The sequence below is a fragment of the Variovorax sp. J2L1-78 genome, assembly GCF_030317205.1.
GTDB classification, from domain to species: domain Bacteria; phylum Pseudomonadota; class Gammaproteobacteria; order Burkholderiales; family Burkholderiaceae_C; genus Variovorax; species Variovorax arabinosiphilus.
In genome coordinates, this window is the sequence record NZ_JASZYB010000002.1 from 874,317 (window position 1) to 888,395 (window position 14,079).

Genomic DNA, 14,079 nt, shown 5'->3' on the forward strand with positions numbered 1-14,079 from the left:
TTTCGGTGGGGTGTTGAAGCGATGGGGTGAATTTAGGATTCAGCTTCGCTTTCAAGAAGGCCCCAAAACTGCTCTACTCGTTCAGCTTTTATGAATGATCGGAGCGTCCATGGACCGACTGCGTGCCTTCGAAGTCTTCGTCACCGTGGTGGCGCGCGGCAGCTTCACCAAGGCGGCCGATGCGCTCGATACCTCGCCGGCCAACGTGACGCGCTACGTCAACGAGCTGGAGGCGCACCTGGGCACCCGCCTGCTCAACCGCAGCTCGCGCCGGTTGTCGCTCACGGAGGGCGGCGAGACGCTCTACGAGCGGGCGAAATCGATCCTCGAGGAGGTGGCAGAGACCGAGGCGCTGGCCAGCACGGCGTCGCTCAAGCCGCGCGGGCGGCTGCGTATCAACGCGCCGCTGAGCTTCGGCATCCTGGTGCTCGCGCCGCTGTGGCCGCGCTTCATGGCGAAGTACCCCGAGGTCGAACTGGACATCGTTCTGATCGACCGCATCGTCGACATCGTGGAAGAGGGCTACGACCTGGCGATCCGCATCTCGCGCAGCGGCTCCACCAGCCACATCGCGCGCCGGCTGAGCCGCTCGCGCAACATCGTCTGTGCCTCACCGGCCTACCTGGCCGCGCACGGCATGCCGCAGGTGCCCGCCGACCTCGCGCGGCATGTGTGCCTGGGCTACACCTATGGCGCCACCGCCGACGAATGGCAGTTCGTCGACGCGGCCGGCGGCCCGCATTCGGTGAAGGTGCGGTGGGCCATGCGCGCCAACAACGGCGACACCGCACGGGCGGCAGCGCTGGCCGGCGCCGGCGTGATCTGGCAGCCCAGCTTCCTCATCGGCGAGGACGTGCGCGCCGGCCGCCTGGTCGAAGTGCTGCCCGGCTTTCGCATGCCCGACATCGACATCCAGGCGATCTACGCCAGCCGCCGCCACCTGAGCGCCAAGGTGCGCGTGATGGTGGACTTCCTGGCCGACACGCTGGCGGGAACGCCGGCGTGGGATGCGCCCCTGCCCTAGTCGGGGTTCTCGACGCGCCGCAGCGTGGCCAGGTCGATCGGCCCGTGCTGGCTCGTGAAGCACAAGGGGCCGGCGCCGCCCTGCTGCTGCGCCACGCCGCCGATGCGGTGGTCGTCGGTGTCGTAGAGCGTCACCTCGCCGTCGCGCTCGACGGCCAGGCGGCGCTGCTCGGGGAACCAGGCATAGCGGATGCCGTTCTGCGCGCCGCTGCTGGCGGGCGTGGAGAGGCCGGCGGGCCACCAGTGCACCGACAGGCGCCGGGGCGGCTCCACCGCCCATTCCGGGTGGGCGGCCAGCAGCTGCGAGAGTTCGTCGCACAGGGCGCCCACGCGCAGGGCAAGCGCGTCGTTGAAGATGTCACCGACCACGATCATTCCGCCGCGCAGCCACTGGCCGCTGCCACCGAATTCGGCGTGGTCGAAGTGCGCCATGTGGCCCTGCCCGCGGCGCAGCGACTCCCACATCGCGTGCACCGCATTGCGGGCAAATCCATGCTGGCGCGCGATGCCGGCCAAGGCATCGGCCAGGGCAGCGAGCTGCTGGGTGGAGGGCGTCGATGCGGCGCCGAGGGGCCCGGTCGGTCGTTCTTGTTCTTCTCTACTCATGGCCCGAGCGTAGACGTTCCCGTCCGCGGGCGGTGTGAGCCGGGGTCGCGTCGGCGGGCCGGTGCAGGCCGACGCACCACCCGCTGTTCCCGTCGTATGCGTCAGCGCGCCGGCTCGAGCTGCTGGACGGCCACGTGCATGTCGCCCATCTCGAGCGGGCCGTAGTTCGACACGAAGGCCACGTCGGCGGCGTCGCGGCCGTAGGCCACCACGATGCGGCCGCCGCGCGGTGTGCTCTGCGTCGCGTCAAAGGTGTACCAGCGGCCATCCACGAAGGCTTCGAACCAGGCGTGCATGTCCATCGGGTCGAGCTCGTGCAGATAGCCGACGACGACGCGCGCCGGGATCTTCAGCGCGCGCGTCAGCGACACGCCGATGTGCGAGAAGTCGCGGCACACGCCGGCGCCGTGGTCCAGCGTGTCGAGCGCGTCGGTGGTCGCGTCGCTCACGCCGTAGCGGTATTCGATGTTCTGGTGGATCCAGGCGCGGATGACCTCGACCTGGTCGTAGCCCGGCAGCGCATCACCCACGATCTCGCGCGCCTTCGCCTCCATCTTGTCGGACGGGCAGTAGCGGCTTTGCAGCAGGTACAGCAGCGCATCGTCGGGCAGTGCCGCGATGGGCGTGGCCGGCGCACCGGGCGTCACGCGGATGTGCTCTTCGGTCTCCATCACCATCTCGACCTCGATGCGCATCTCGCCTTGAGGGATGGTCAGGCGCTGGCACAGGTTGCCGTAGCTGTCGACGTACTCGGTGGTGCGCACCCAGGGGGAGAGCTCGTAGCGCTCGCTGATCATCCACTGCGCCATGCCGCTGCGGGGCCGGAGCATGGCGACCACGGGGCAATCCGCCGCCGCCTTGACGGTCATGGTGCAGTTGGCCTGGAGCTTCATTCGGTGCTTTTCTCAAAGGTGGGAATGGAGCGCAGCGTGCCACGTCGGCATGGCGCCAGCGTGACCGGCAATGCCGACAGAAGCGGTCGGACGCGCGGCGGGCGGGCCGCCGCGCGCCGTGCGCTCAGACGCGTGGTGGGTCGGTGTCGCGCGCCGTGTGGCGGTGCATGCCGACGGCGGCGATGAAGTCGGCCGCGGCGCCGGCGATGTCCGCACCGTCGGCCAGGATCAGACCGGGGTCGCCGGCACCGTCGGGCAGCGTCAGCGGGATGCCCGCTTCGCCCAGCAGCGCCTGCGAGGCACCGAGCGCGAGGATGGTCTTGCAGTGGCGGTACTGGTCCTTGATGAAGTCCATCGTGTGGCCCACCGCCGCGAGCGCTTCGGCCGCCGCCTGGCCATCGGGCAGGACCAGCGCGTCGAACAGGAAGCCGGGGCTGTTTTCCATCGTCGCATCCGGCTCGAGCTTCTGGCCGTCGGCCGATGTCACAGTGCCGAGCTTCGCGGCGACCATGCGGGGCACGGCACCGGCATCGAGCAGGGCGGCCTGCAAGGTGGCGAGCGATGCGCCGTCCACGCCGTCAGCGACCAGCAGCGCGATCTTGCGCGAGCGGATGCCGCCGTCGCCGGTGCGCGCCATCAGCGACAGCGCCGGCGAGGTCTCGACCTCGGGCGTCACCGGTGTTTCGAGCGCCAGCGGCAACGGCGCAGGCAGTTCCATGCCCAAGCCGTCGGCCACCTTGGCCGCGAGTTCCGGCGATGCGTTCAGCAGGCCGGCGACCATGCGCTGGCGCACGGCCGGCACGGTGACCTTCGACAGCTCGAAGCGGAAGGCGGCCGCAATGTGCGCCTGCTCGACGGGCGTCTGGCTTTCGAAGAAGAGCTTGGCCTGCGTGTAGTGGTCGGCGAACTTCTCCGGCTTGGCGCGCACCTTGTCGCTCGATGCCTGCGCGTCGATGCGGCGTGCCACGCTGGTGAAACCCTGCGCGGCACCGGTCTGGAACGGGCAGCCGCCCGCCAGCGAATTCGGCTCGTAGGCCACGCGGCCACGGTGGATCGCCTGGCGGTGCATGCCGTCGCGCTGGTTGTTGTGCACCGGCGCGATCGGGGCGTTGATCGGCAGTTCGTGGAAGTTCGGCCCACCGAGGCGGCTGATCTGCGTGTCGACGTAGGAATGGATGCGGCCGGCCAGCAGCGGGTCGTTCGTGAAATCGATGCCCGGCACCACATGGGCGGTGCAGAACGCGACCTGCTCGGTTTCGGCGAAGAAGTTGTCGGGGTTGCGGTTGAGCACCATGCGTCCGACGATTTGCACCGGTACCAGTTCCTCCGGCACGATCTTGGTCGCGTCGAGGATGTCGAAGCTGAAGGTCTCGGCCTGTTCTTCGCTGAAGATCTGCAGGCCCAGCTCCCACTCGGGGTACTCGCCCGCGTCGATGGCTTCCCACAGGTCGCGGCGGTGGAAGTCCGGGTCGGCGCCGGAGATCTTCACCGCCTCGTCCCACACCAGCGAATGCGTGCCCAGCTTGGGCTGCCAGTGGAACTTGACGAAGACCGACTCGCCCGCCTCGTTCACCAGGCGGAAGGTGTGTACGCCGAAGCCCTGCATCATCCGGTAGCTGCGCGGAATCGCGCGGTCGCTCATCTGCCACATCAGCATGTGGGTCGACTCGGGCATCAGCGAGACGAAGTCCCAGAAGGTGTCGTGCGCCGAGGCCGCCTGCGGCATGGCGTGGTGCGGTTCGGGCTTGACGGCATGGACCAGGTCGGGGAACTTGATCGCATCCTGGATGAAGAAGACGGGCATGTTGTTGCCCACCAGGTCCCAGTTGCCTTCGTCGGTATAGAACTTCACGGCGAAGCCGCGCACGTCGCGCGCCGTGTCCTTGGAGCCGCGCTCGCCGGCCACGGTAGAGAAGCGCACGAACACCGGGGTGATCTTGCCGGCTTCCTGAAAGGGGGCGGCCTTGGTGTACTTCGTCAGCGGCTCGTAGGCCTCGAAGAAGCCGTGGGCACCCGATCCACGGGCATGCACGATGCGCTCTGGAATGCGCTCATGGTCGAAGTGCGTGATCTTCTCGCGCAGGATGAAGTCTTCCAACAGCACCGGGCCGCGGGCGCCGGCCTTGAGCGAGTTCTGGTTGTCGGCGACGGGCACGCCCTGGTTGGTCGTGAGGCGCTGGCCGCTCGAATCGACGCGCACGCGGTCGAGCGTGTCGATGGTGGCGTTCACCCCTTCGGCGGCCACGGTGCCGGTCTTGTCCGAGGCGTTGGCTTCCGACAGCGTGCTGCCACCGGGCAGGCGCGAGGGCGGCGTGGCCGTCAGGCCCGGCGGCGCCTTCAGCGCATTCGCCTCGCCATGTTCCAGCGGCTTGTTGGTGTTGGCCGGCATGGCGGCGGCGAGGGCCTGGGTGTCGGCGGCCTTCTGCGCGGGCAGGTCGCCCGGCGCGGCGCCCGGCGGTGCCGGGTGGGCGGGGCCGCTGTCGGTGTTGCGGGCGGCGGCCTTGGCGGTGTTGGTGGTGACGGGATCGACGGGCGATCGGGACGGAGCGCGAGGGATTTTGGCCATGGTGGGTTCTTTGGAAATGGACGGCGGTTCAGGGGCTGTTCAGCTTGAGCACCACTGAACCTAGGCAAGCCCCGATGGCCCTCGCGTAGGACGCCGCGCCTGCTTTGCCGACGTGCGCACCTATCATCGGGCGCCATGTTTTCGTTGCCTCGCACCGCCACCGCGCCCTTCTGTCCATCCGAAGTCAAGGGCAGCATCGCCGTCGACGCCGGGCTGCCCTTCCACAAGAAGCTCTGGCGCTACGCCGGCCCCGGCCTGCTGGTGTCGGTCGGCTACATGGACCCGGGCAACTGGGCCACCGACATCGAGGCGGGCTCCCGCTTCGGCTACGGCCTGCTCTTCGTCGTGCTGCTCGCCAGCCTGGCGGCGATGCTGTTGCAGACGCTGTGCGTGCGGCTCGGCCTGGTTGCGCAGAAGGACCTGGCACGCGCCTGCCGCGAGCGCTATTCGCCGCGCGTCAACCGCTTCCTGTGGCTGGGCGCGGAACTCGCCATCGTGGCCTGCGACCTGGCCGAGGTGCTGGGCAGCGCGCTGGCGCTGCATCTGCTGTTCGGCGTGTCCATCCCCGTCGGCATCGCCATCACCGCCTTCGACACGCTGCTGGTGCTCGGCCTGCAGGGCGCGGGCTTTCGCCGCGTGGAGGCCATCGTGCTGGGGCTGGTGACGACCATCGCCGGCTGCTTTGCGGTCGAGCTGATCATGTCGCAGCCCAACTGGTTCGGCGTGGCGATGGGCTTCGCGCCCAGCCTGGAGCGGCTGCATCAGCCCGGCGCGCTGTACTTGGCGATCGGCATCGTCGGCGCGACCGTGATGCCGCACAACCTGTACCTGCATTCGTCGATCGTGCAGACGCGGCTGGTGGCGAAGACCGACGCCGCACGGCGCGAGGCGGTGCGCTTCTGCACGCTCGACGCGGTGGTGTCGCTGTCGCTGGCCCTGCTGGTCAATGCCGCCATCATGGTGCTGGCGGCCAGCGCGTTCAACGCGAACGGCCACCGCGAGGTCGCGGACATCGAGGACGCCTACCACCTGATCGAGCCGCTGGTCGGCAGCGCGCTCGCCGCCACGCTCTTCGGCATCGCGCTGCTCGCCTCGGGCCAGAGCTCGACCTTCACCGGCACCATCGCCGGCCAGATCATCATGGAAGGCTTCCTCGACCTGAAGATCCCGTGCTGGCAGCGCCGCCTGATCACGCGCGCGCTGGCGCTGGTGCCCGCCTTCGTCGGCGTCTGGTGGCTCGGCGACGGGGCCATCGGCAAGATGCTGGTGGCGAGCCAGGTGGTGCTGAGCTTCCAACTGCCCTTCGCGATCTGGCCGCTGGTGCGCTTCACGAGCGACCGCGCACTGATGGGCGAGTACGCCAACGGGCCGTGGCTCAAGGCCGTGGCCTGGAGCCTGTTCACGCTCATCGCCGTGGCCAACGTGTGGCTGGTGGCGTCGGTGGTGGGCGGCCTGGGCTGACGCACCGCCAGCGCCTTCTACCAGCTTTGCACTGCCTCCGGCGAGGCAGGTGCGCATCGTCCGATGGACGTTCTGCGGCTCTCTCGGGCGTCGTGCGCCGTCTCGCGCAAAAGAGGCGAGACTGCAAGGGCACATAAAAACAAGTGAGCGCATCCCCCGTCGCGCCCACGCCACGAGGAAATCCCATGATCGATCTCAACATCAACGGCAAACCCCATGCCGTGAACGTCCCCCAGGACATGCCCTTGCTCTGGGTCCTGCGCGACGTCGTCGGCCTGACCGGCACCAAGTTCGGCTGCGGCATCGCGCAGTGCGGCGCCTGCACGGTGCACCTCGACGGGCAGCCGGTCCGCTCGTGCGTGCTGCCGGTCGGTGCGGTCGGCACGAAGCCGGTCACCACCATCGAGGGCGTGGCCGAGACCGCCAGCGGCAAGCAGGTCCAGAAGGCCTGGCTCGACGTCGACGTGGTGCAGTGCGGCTACTGCCAGTCGGGCCAGATCATGTCGGCGGCAGCGCTGCTCCAGCGCGTGCCGAACCCGAGCGATGCCGACATCGACCTGGCCATGGCGGGCAACGTCTGCCGCTGCGCGACCTACGTGCGCATCCGCGCGGCCATCAAGCAGGCGGCCACGGGCAAGCCCGAGGTGCTGCAGTCGATCGTTTCCATGCCGACGGCCAGGAGCGCATCGTGAAAGCACCCGCCACCTTCGATCGACGGACCCTGCTTCAGGCCGGCGGCCTGGCCATCGCCTTCACCTGGCTCAGCGGCGCCGGCAAGGCCGTGGCAGCGATCAACGCCCGGCAGCAACCCGGCGACGCCGCCGCCGCGCTGGCCGACGGCAACCCGCCCTTTGCGCCCAATGCCTTCATCCGCGTGGATGCCGATGGCGGCGTGCGCCTGGTCATGCCCATGGCCGAGATGGGGCAGGGCATCTACACCGGCTCGGCCATGATGATCGCCGAAGAGCTGGGCGTGGAGCTCGACCAGGTGCGCGTGGAACATTCGCCGCCCGACGAAGCGCTCTATGGCATGCCGCTGCTGGGCGGCCAGATCACCGGCGGCTCGACCAGCACCCGCAGCACCTACGGCGTGCTGCGCGAAGCGGGCGCGGTGGCGCGCACGCTGCTGGTGGCGGCCGCCGCCGCGCAATGGAAGGTGGAGCCGGCGAGCTGCACCGTCGCTCGTGGCGTGGTGAGCCATGCACCCTCGGGCCGGCAGTTGGGCTTCGGCGCCCTGGCGGCGAATGCGGCCAAGCTGCCGATGCCGGGCAAGGTCGCGCTCAAGGACCCCAAGGACTTCACCGTCATCGGCAAGCCCTTGCGGCGCGTCGATTCGCCCGACAAGGTCAATGGCACGTCGCAGTTCGGCATCGACATCCGGCTGCCCGGCATGAAGGTCGCGACGGTCCAGGCCTGCCCGACGCTCGGCGGCTCGCTGGCGTCGGTCGACGACAAGGCCGCCCGCGCGGTGCCGGGGGTGATCGACGTCCTGCGCATCGGTAACGCGGTGGCCGTGGTCGGCGAGCACTTCTGGGCCGCCAAGCAGGGCCTCGATGCGCTCAAGATCCAATGGACGCCGGGCGCGAACGCCGGCCTCACCACCCGAAAGCTGCGTGACGCGCTGGCCGACAGCCTGGCCAAGGGCCAGGCCATCCTCGGCCGCGAGGTCGGCAAGCGGCCCGAGGGCACGCTGGTCGAGGCCACCTACCAGTTGCCCATGCTGGCGCATGCCACGATGGAGCCGCTGAACACGACGGTGCACGTGAAGCCCGATCAATGCGAGATCTGGGTCGGCACGCAGGTGCCCGCGCGCTGCGTGAGCGTCGCGGCCAAGATCACCGGCCTGCCCGAAGCCAAGGTCGTGCTGCACAACCAGTACCTGGGCGGCGGCTTTGGCCGCCGGCTGGAAACCGATTCGGTGGAGCAGGCGGTGGCCTTCGCCAAGCAGGTGCCGTATCCGCTCAAGGTGGTCTGGACCCGCGAGGAAGACATCCGCCACGACATCGTGCGCCCGATGTACCACGACAACATCTCCGCCGTGGTGGACGCGAACGGCAAGCTCGTCTGGTTCGGTGACCGCATCAGCGGCGGCACCGTGCTCGGCCGCTGGGCGCCGGCGTTCATGGGCAAGGACGGCATGGACGGCGACCTGATCGAATGCGTCGCCGAGCCGGCCTACGACTTCCCGAACCTGAAGGTCGAGTGGGTGCGCCACGACATGCCGCCGGGCCTGGATGTGGGCTGGTGGCGCGGCGTCGGGCCCACGCACAACCTCTTCGTGCTCGAGAGCTTCATCGACGAACTGGCGCAGCGCGCCAAGCAGGACCCGGTGGCCTACCGCCGTGCCATGCTGCAGAAGAACCCGCGCACGCTGGCGGTGCTCGACCTGGCGGCCAGCAAGATGGGCTGGGGCCAGGGCACGCTGCCCGCGCGCGTCGGCCGCGGGGTGGCGCTGGGCGATCCGTTCGGCAGCCGGGTCTGCGCGATGATCGAAGTCGAGGTCACGCCGCAGGGCGAGGTGCGGCTGCGGCGCGCCGTGGTGGCGCTCGACTGCGGCATCGCCATCAACCTGGGCTCGGTCGAAGCGCAGGTGCAGGGCGGGCTGCTCTTCGGGCTGAGTGCGGCGCTCTTCAACGAGATCACGATCGAGAACGGCGCGATCCAGCAGAGCAACTTCCATGACTACCGGACGCTGCGGATCAACGAGACGCCGACCGTCGAGGTCCATACCGTCAAGAGCGGCGAAGCGCCCGGCGGGCTCGGCGAGGTCGGCACGGCCATCGCCGCACCGGCACTGGCCAACGCCATCTTCGCCGCCACGGGCGTGCGCCTGCGGGCGCTGCCGGTGAACCGCGCCCTGCTGGTGCAGGACAAGGCGGCCCTCAAGAAGAAGGTCGCCGATGCGCGGACGAGCGACATGACGATCGAAGGGAGCGCAGCATGAAGCGGCTCTCGATGGTGATCGTGGCGTTGCTGGTGGTCGGCGCTGCGCTCTACGTCTTTCTGACCCGCTCCGACACGTCGCCGGGCCAGGCCCCGGTGCTGGCCGGCGCGCCGGCCGACGCGGCGGTGCTGGTGCGCGGCGAGTACCTCACGAAGGCGGCGGACTGCATCGCCTGCCACACGGTCGCCGGCGGCAAGGGGCAGCCGTTCGCGGGCGGCGTGCCCTTCAAGCTGCCCTTCGGCACGATCTATTCGTCCAACATCACGGCCGACCCGGACACCGGCATCGGCCGATGGACCGACGACCAGTTCGTGCGCGCGCTGCACGACGGCGTGCGCAGCGACGGCCAGCGGCTGTACCCGGCGTTCCCGTACACCTCGTACACGCAGCTCAGCCGCAGCGACGTGCTGGCGATCAAGGCCTACCTCTTCAGCCTGCCGACGGTGAGCCAGCCGAACCAGCCGGCCGACCTGAGCTTCCCGTTCAACCAGCGCTGGGCCATGGGCTTCTGGAACGCGGCCTTCTTCAAGAGCGAGCGCTTCGTGGCCGACGCGGCCAAGCCCGCCGAGTGGAACAAGGGCGCCTACCTGGCGACCGCGCTGGGGCATTGCGCCGAATGCCACACGCCGCGCAACCTGGCCTTCGCGCTGGACAAGGGCAACGACCTGGCCGGCGCAGAACTCCAGGGCTGGCGCGCCTACAACATCACCTCGGACCCGAAGGCCGGCGTCGGTGCATGGAGCGACGCGCAACTCGCGAGCTACCTGTCGACCGGCCATGCCGACGGGCGCGGCTCGGCCGGCGGACCGATGGGCGAAGCCGTCGAGCACAGCCTGCAGCACCTGAAGGCCGAAGACGTGGCGGCGCTGGTGACCTACCTGCGCAGCGTGCCGGCCCGCCAAGGCAAGTCGCCGATCGACATCGACACGAAGGCGCCCTGGGCCGTGACGGCCAGCGCCGCGGCGCCGGCCGGCAACACGGCCGAAGGGCACGAGATGGGCCTGAAGCTGTTCGCGGCGGCGTGCGCCAGCTGCCACCAGTGGAACGGCAAGGGGCAGCAGACGCCGTACGCCGGGCTGCTCGGTACGCGCGGCGTGAACGACCCCGAGGGCGCGAACGTCACGCAGATGATCCTGCAGGGCGTGAACATGCATGTGGGTAAGAACCACGTGTACATGCCGGCCTTCGGCAAGGCCTACACCGACACCGAAGTCGCCGCATTGGCGAACTACGTGATGGCGCAGTTCGGCAACAAGGCGGGGCGGGTGACACCGGAGATGGTGGCGGAGCAGCGCACGAAGTGACCCGTGGTGGCCGGCGCGGGCGGAGGCGGCGGACCGGTCACCAAGGCTGCGCGTCGATCGCGCGGCGCACCGTCTCCAAGGCGCTGCGCAAGGCGTCGAGGCCGACCGACCCCAGCGCCAGTCGGAGGGCATGCGGCACCTGCGCCGAGGTCGCGAAGGGCTCGGCCGTCGACACCGAGACCCCGTCGCGCATGAGGGCCGCGGCCAGCTGGTCGGCGCGCCGCTCTTCCGCCAGCGGGAGCCAGACGAAGTACGACGCCGGATGGCGCACGCTCCGCAGCCCGGCGAACACCTCGGCGGCGATCGTCTGCCGCGCCGTCGCGTCCCGCCGCTTCTGCGCCTCGAGGCACGTGACCGTGCCGTCGTCGATCCAGCCGCACGCGATGGCGGTCATCACGCCGGGTGTGTTCCAGGTGGTGGCCCGGATCGCACGTTCGAGCGCCGGCACCCGGTCGCTCGGTGCCGCGACGAAGCCGACGCGCAGGCCGGTCGCGACGCTCTTGGACAGGCCCGAGACATAGACCGTCGATTCGGGCGCCAGCGCCGCCAGCGGGGCGGGCGGGTCCTCGGCGAGAAAGGCATAGGCCGCGTCCTCGATGATCAGCAGGCCGTGCCGGCGCGCGATCGCCACCAGGCGCCGGCGGCGGCTCGCGCTCATCACCCAGCCGAGCGGGTTGTGCAGCGTGGGCATCGCATAGATGGCGCGCACGCGCCGGCGGCTACACAGGCGTTCCAGCGCGTCCAGGTCGGGGCCTTGCCCCGACGCCGGGATCGGCGCCAGCTCCAGGCGATGCGCCTGCGCGAGCACCTTGAAGCCGGGGTAGGTCAGCGCATCGGTCGCGACCACGTCGCCCGGCTGCAGCAGCGCCATGACGGTGATGGCCAGGCCCTGCTGGGCGCCGTTGACGATCAGCACCTGATCGGCAGGGATCGACAGGCCGCGGTCCGCGAGGTGTCGGGCCACGCTCGCGCGCTCGTGCGGACGGCCGCCGTGCGGCTGGTAGCGCAACAGCGCGTCCAGGTCGCCAGCGGCCGCGAGCTGGCGCAGGCTCTCGCGCAGCAGCTCGGCCTGGCCCGGCAGCGAGGGGTAGTTGAAGTTCAGGTCCACCAGGCCCGCCGCCGTGGCGTGCTGGTCGATGCCCTGGCCGCGCGGGAGCGCGCTCTCGCGCACGAAGGTGCCGCGGCCGGTCTCGCCGCTGACCAGGCCCATGGCTTCGAGTTCGGCATAGACGCGCGTCGCGGTGACGAGGGCCAGGCCTTGCTGCGCGGCGAGCAGGCGATGGGTGGGCAGGCGCGTGCCCGGCGGGAGGCGACCCGAACGGATGTCAGCGGCGAGCGCGTCGACCAACTGCTTGTAGCGAACCGGGGCCATGGCCGATTGTATGCATGACAATTTTTTGATTGTATTGATCGACCTGTCTAGGATCGCGCGCCATGCACATCGCCATCCTGACCTTCGAAGGCTTCAACGAACTCGATTCACTGATCGCGCTTGGCATCCTGAACCGCGTGAAGACGCCCGGCTGGCGCGTCTCGATCGCCAGCCCCGCGGCACGGGTGCGCTCGATGAACGGCGTGGTGCTCGAAGCGCAGGTGTCGTTGCGTGAAGCCGCCGAGGCCGATGCGGTGATCGTCGGCAGCGGCGCGCTGACGCGCGAGGTGGTGGCCGATGCGGCTCTGATGGCGCAGTTGCGGCTCGACCCGGCGCGGCAACTGCTGGGCGCGCAGTGCTCGGGCACGCTCGTGCTCGCGACGCTGGGCCTGCTCAACGGCGTGCCGGCCTGCACCGACCTGACGACCAAGCCGTGGGTCGAGGCCGCGGGCGTCGGCGTGCTGAACCAGCCTTTCGTGGCCAGGGGCAACGTGGCGACGGCGGGCGGCTGCCTCGCGTCGCAGTACCTGGCGGCCTGGGTCATCGCGCGGCTCGTCGGCGTGGACGAGGCCCGCAGCGCGATCCACTACGTCGCGCCCGTGGGGGAAAAGGACGACTACGTGGCGCGTTCGATGCGGAACGTCACGCCTTTCCTCGCCGCCTGAGCACGATCGCGGTCACTTCATCAGCGCGCTCAGGCTCGCCGGCTTGATCTTGCCGCCTTCGACGATGCCGACCGGCGGGTCGAGCAGCGTGCCGCCCGAAGCATCGACACCGGTGAAATCGCCGGCATTCAGTTCCTTGGGCAGCTTGGTCAACGCATCGCCCATCTTGGCGCGGATGGCGGCGGCGTCCGTGGTGGTGCCGGCCAGCTTCATGGCCGCTGCCAGGGCATGCGTGAGCGTGTAGTTGTAAGAAGACTCGGTGGTTGGCGCCTTGTCCTCGCCGTAGACCTTTCGGTAGGCGACGGTGAACGCCTTCGCACCGGGGCGGTCGTTGTCGGAGACCGGCAGTACGCCGATCGAACCGTCGAGCATCGCCAGCCCGCCGGTGACCTTGGCCATCTCGTCGAACTTGGCCTGGTCCATGATGAGGAAGCCGCCCTTGAAGCCGAGTTCGCGCGCCTGCTTGACGACCAGCGCGGTGGGTTCCGAGGGTCCGCCGATGAACAGCACGTCGGGCTTCTCGGCCAGCACGCGGCTCACGCCGCTGTAGAAGTCGGCCGAGCGGTTGTACGACATGGGGTTGTTCGACACCACGGTGCCGCCGGCCTTCTTCCACGCCGGCTCGAAGAGCGCGCTCCAGTTCTTGGCGTACTCGTGGTCGCCCGGCAACATGCCCACCTTCTTGCCGTACTTCTTCATCTCGTAGTTGGTGAAGGGCTCGATGTAGGAGTCGAAAGTCGGCGGGATGCGGATGGTCAGCTTGTTGCCGGTCTGGGTGATCTTCGGCGTGCTCGAGTACGCCATCACGATGAACTTTTCCTGCTCGTTGAAGGCCTGCATCGCGTAGATGCCGCCGGAATGCGGCACGAAGACGGCCGGCGTCTGGTACTGCTGCACCAGCCGGCGCGCGTTGATGGCGGCTTCGGCCGGCGCGTACTTGTCGTCGAGCGCGACCAGCTCGAGCTTGACCTTCTTGCCGCCGACCTCGAGCCCGGCCGCGTTGATTTCCTTGATGGCCATCTCGATGCCGTTGACCACGTTCTTGCCGTAGAGCGCGGCGCCGCCCGAGAGCGGACCGGTGAAGCCGATCTTCACGGTGTCCTGGGCCGATGCGGCGCCGGCGCCGAAGGCGGCCAACAGGGCGAGGGCAAGGGGCGCAGCGGCGAAACGGCGGCGGGTTTCGAAAGCGATCTTCATGGGTTGTCTCCGGAGGTCGGGGTGAAGGAAGTGGCTGAATCGGCTGAA

11 protein-coding genes are annotated in these 14,079 nt (G+C 69.5%); 6 read left to right on the top strand and 5 right to left on the bottom strand.

From position 1 onward, the window contains the following. Positions 1–109 precede the first annotated feature (109 nt). Positions 110–1,024 carry a LysR family transcriptional regulator gene (locus tag QTH86_RS18065; RefSeq protein WP_286647579.1) on the top strand — a complete coding sequence of 305 codons (915 nt, stop codon included), beginning with the start codon at positions 110–112 and terminating at the stop codon, positions 1,022–1,024. On the opposite strand, the gene QTH86_RS18070 is transcribed toward QTH86_RS18065, so the two are convergent. From QTH86_RS18070 to QTH86_RS18080, 3 genes are all read right to left on the bottom strand, one after another. After that, the gene (locus tag QTH86_RS18070; RefSeq protein ID WP_286647580.1) at positions 1,021–1,629 is read right to left on the bottom strand and encodes a hypothetical protein; all 609 of its coding nucleotides are present in this window, start codon (positions 1,627–1,629) and stop codon (positions 1,021–1,023) included. The genes QTH86_RS18065 and QTH86_RS18070 overlap by 4 nt on opposite strands. Before the next feature lie 101 nt (positions 1,630–1,730). Then, a complete protein-coding gene (locus QTH86_RS18075) occupies positions 1,731–2,522 on the bottom strand; it encodes a transglutaminase-like domain-containing protein (protein WP_286647581.1) in 792 nt (263 codons plus the stop codon). 124 nt (positions 2,523–2,646) lie between these two features. Continuing rightward, complete coding sequence (locus tag QTH86_RS18080) at positions 2,647–5,088, bottom strand: catalase (protein ID WP_286647582.1); 2,442 nt, start codon at positions 5,086–5,088, stop codon at positions 2,647–2,649. A 135-nt stretch (positions 5,089–5,223) separates the two neighbouring features. On the opposite strand from QTH86_RS18080, the gene QTH86_RS18085 reads away from it, so the two are divergent. The 4 genes from QTH86_RS18085 (at position 5,224) to QTH86_RS18100 (ending at position 10,797) form a co-directional block, all read left to right on the top strand. Then, entirely contained in the window at positions 5,224–6,549 is a 1,326-nt protein-coding gene (locus tag QTH86_RS18085) for an Nramp family divalent metal transporter (RefSeq protein ID WP_286647583.1), read from the top strand. 185 nt (positions 6,550–6,734) lie between these two features. After that, the gene (locus QTH86_RS18090; RefSeq protein WP_286647584.1) at positions 6,735–7,241 is read left to right on the top strand and encodes a (2Fe-2S)-binding protein; all 507 of its coding nucleotides are present in this window, start codon (positions 6,735–6,737) and stop codon (positions 7,239–7,241) included. After that, on the top strand, positions 7,238–9,493 hold the full coding sequence (locus tag QTH86_RS18095) for a xanthine dehydrogenase family protein molybdopterin-binding subunit (RefSeq protein WP_286647585.1): 2,256 nt from the start codon (positions 7,238–7,240) through the stop codon (positions 9,491–9,493). The genes QTH86_RS18090 and QTH86_RS18095 overlap by 4 nt, the downstream gene beginning before the upstream one ends. Next, positions 9,490–10,797 carry a c-type cytochrome gene (locus QTH86_RS18100; RefSeq protein WP_286647586.1) on the top strand — a complete coding sequence of 436 codons (1,308 nt, stop codon included), beginning with the start codon at positions 9,490–9,492 and terminating at the stop codon, positions 10,795–10,797. Before QTH86_RS18095 ends, QTH86_RS18100 begins: the two co-directional genes overlap by 4 nt. Positions 10,798–10,834: 37 nt before the next feature. On the opposite strand, the gene QTH86_RS18105 is transcribed toward QTH86_RS18100, so the two are convergent. Continuing rightward, positions 10,835–12,169: an aminotransferase-like domain-containing protein gene (locus tag QTH86_RS18105; protein ID WP_286647587.1), complete on the bottom strand. Its 1,335-nt coding sequence runs from the start codon at positions 12,167–12,169 to the stop codon at positions 10,835–10,837. A 62-nt stretch (positions 12,170–12,231) separates the two neighbouring features. Between QTH86_RS18105 and QTH86_RS18110 the strand changes: the two genes are divergently transcribed. Next, entirely contained in the window at positions 12,232–12,834 is a 603-nt protein-coding gene (locus QTH86_RS18110) for a DJ-1/PfpI family protein (protein ID WP_286647588.1), read from the top strand. Between the two features lie 12 nt (positions 12,835–12,846). Here QTH86_RS18110 and QTH86_RS18115 read toward each other — a convergent pair whose 3' ends face one another. Next, positions 12,847–14,031 (bottom strand): ABC transporter substrate-binding protein, encoded by a 1,185-nt coding sequence (locus QTH86_RS18115; protein WP_286647589.1) that lies wholly within the window; start codon positions 14,029–14,031, stop codon positions 12,847–12,849. Positions 14,032–14,079: the final 48 nt, after the last annotated feature.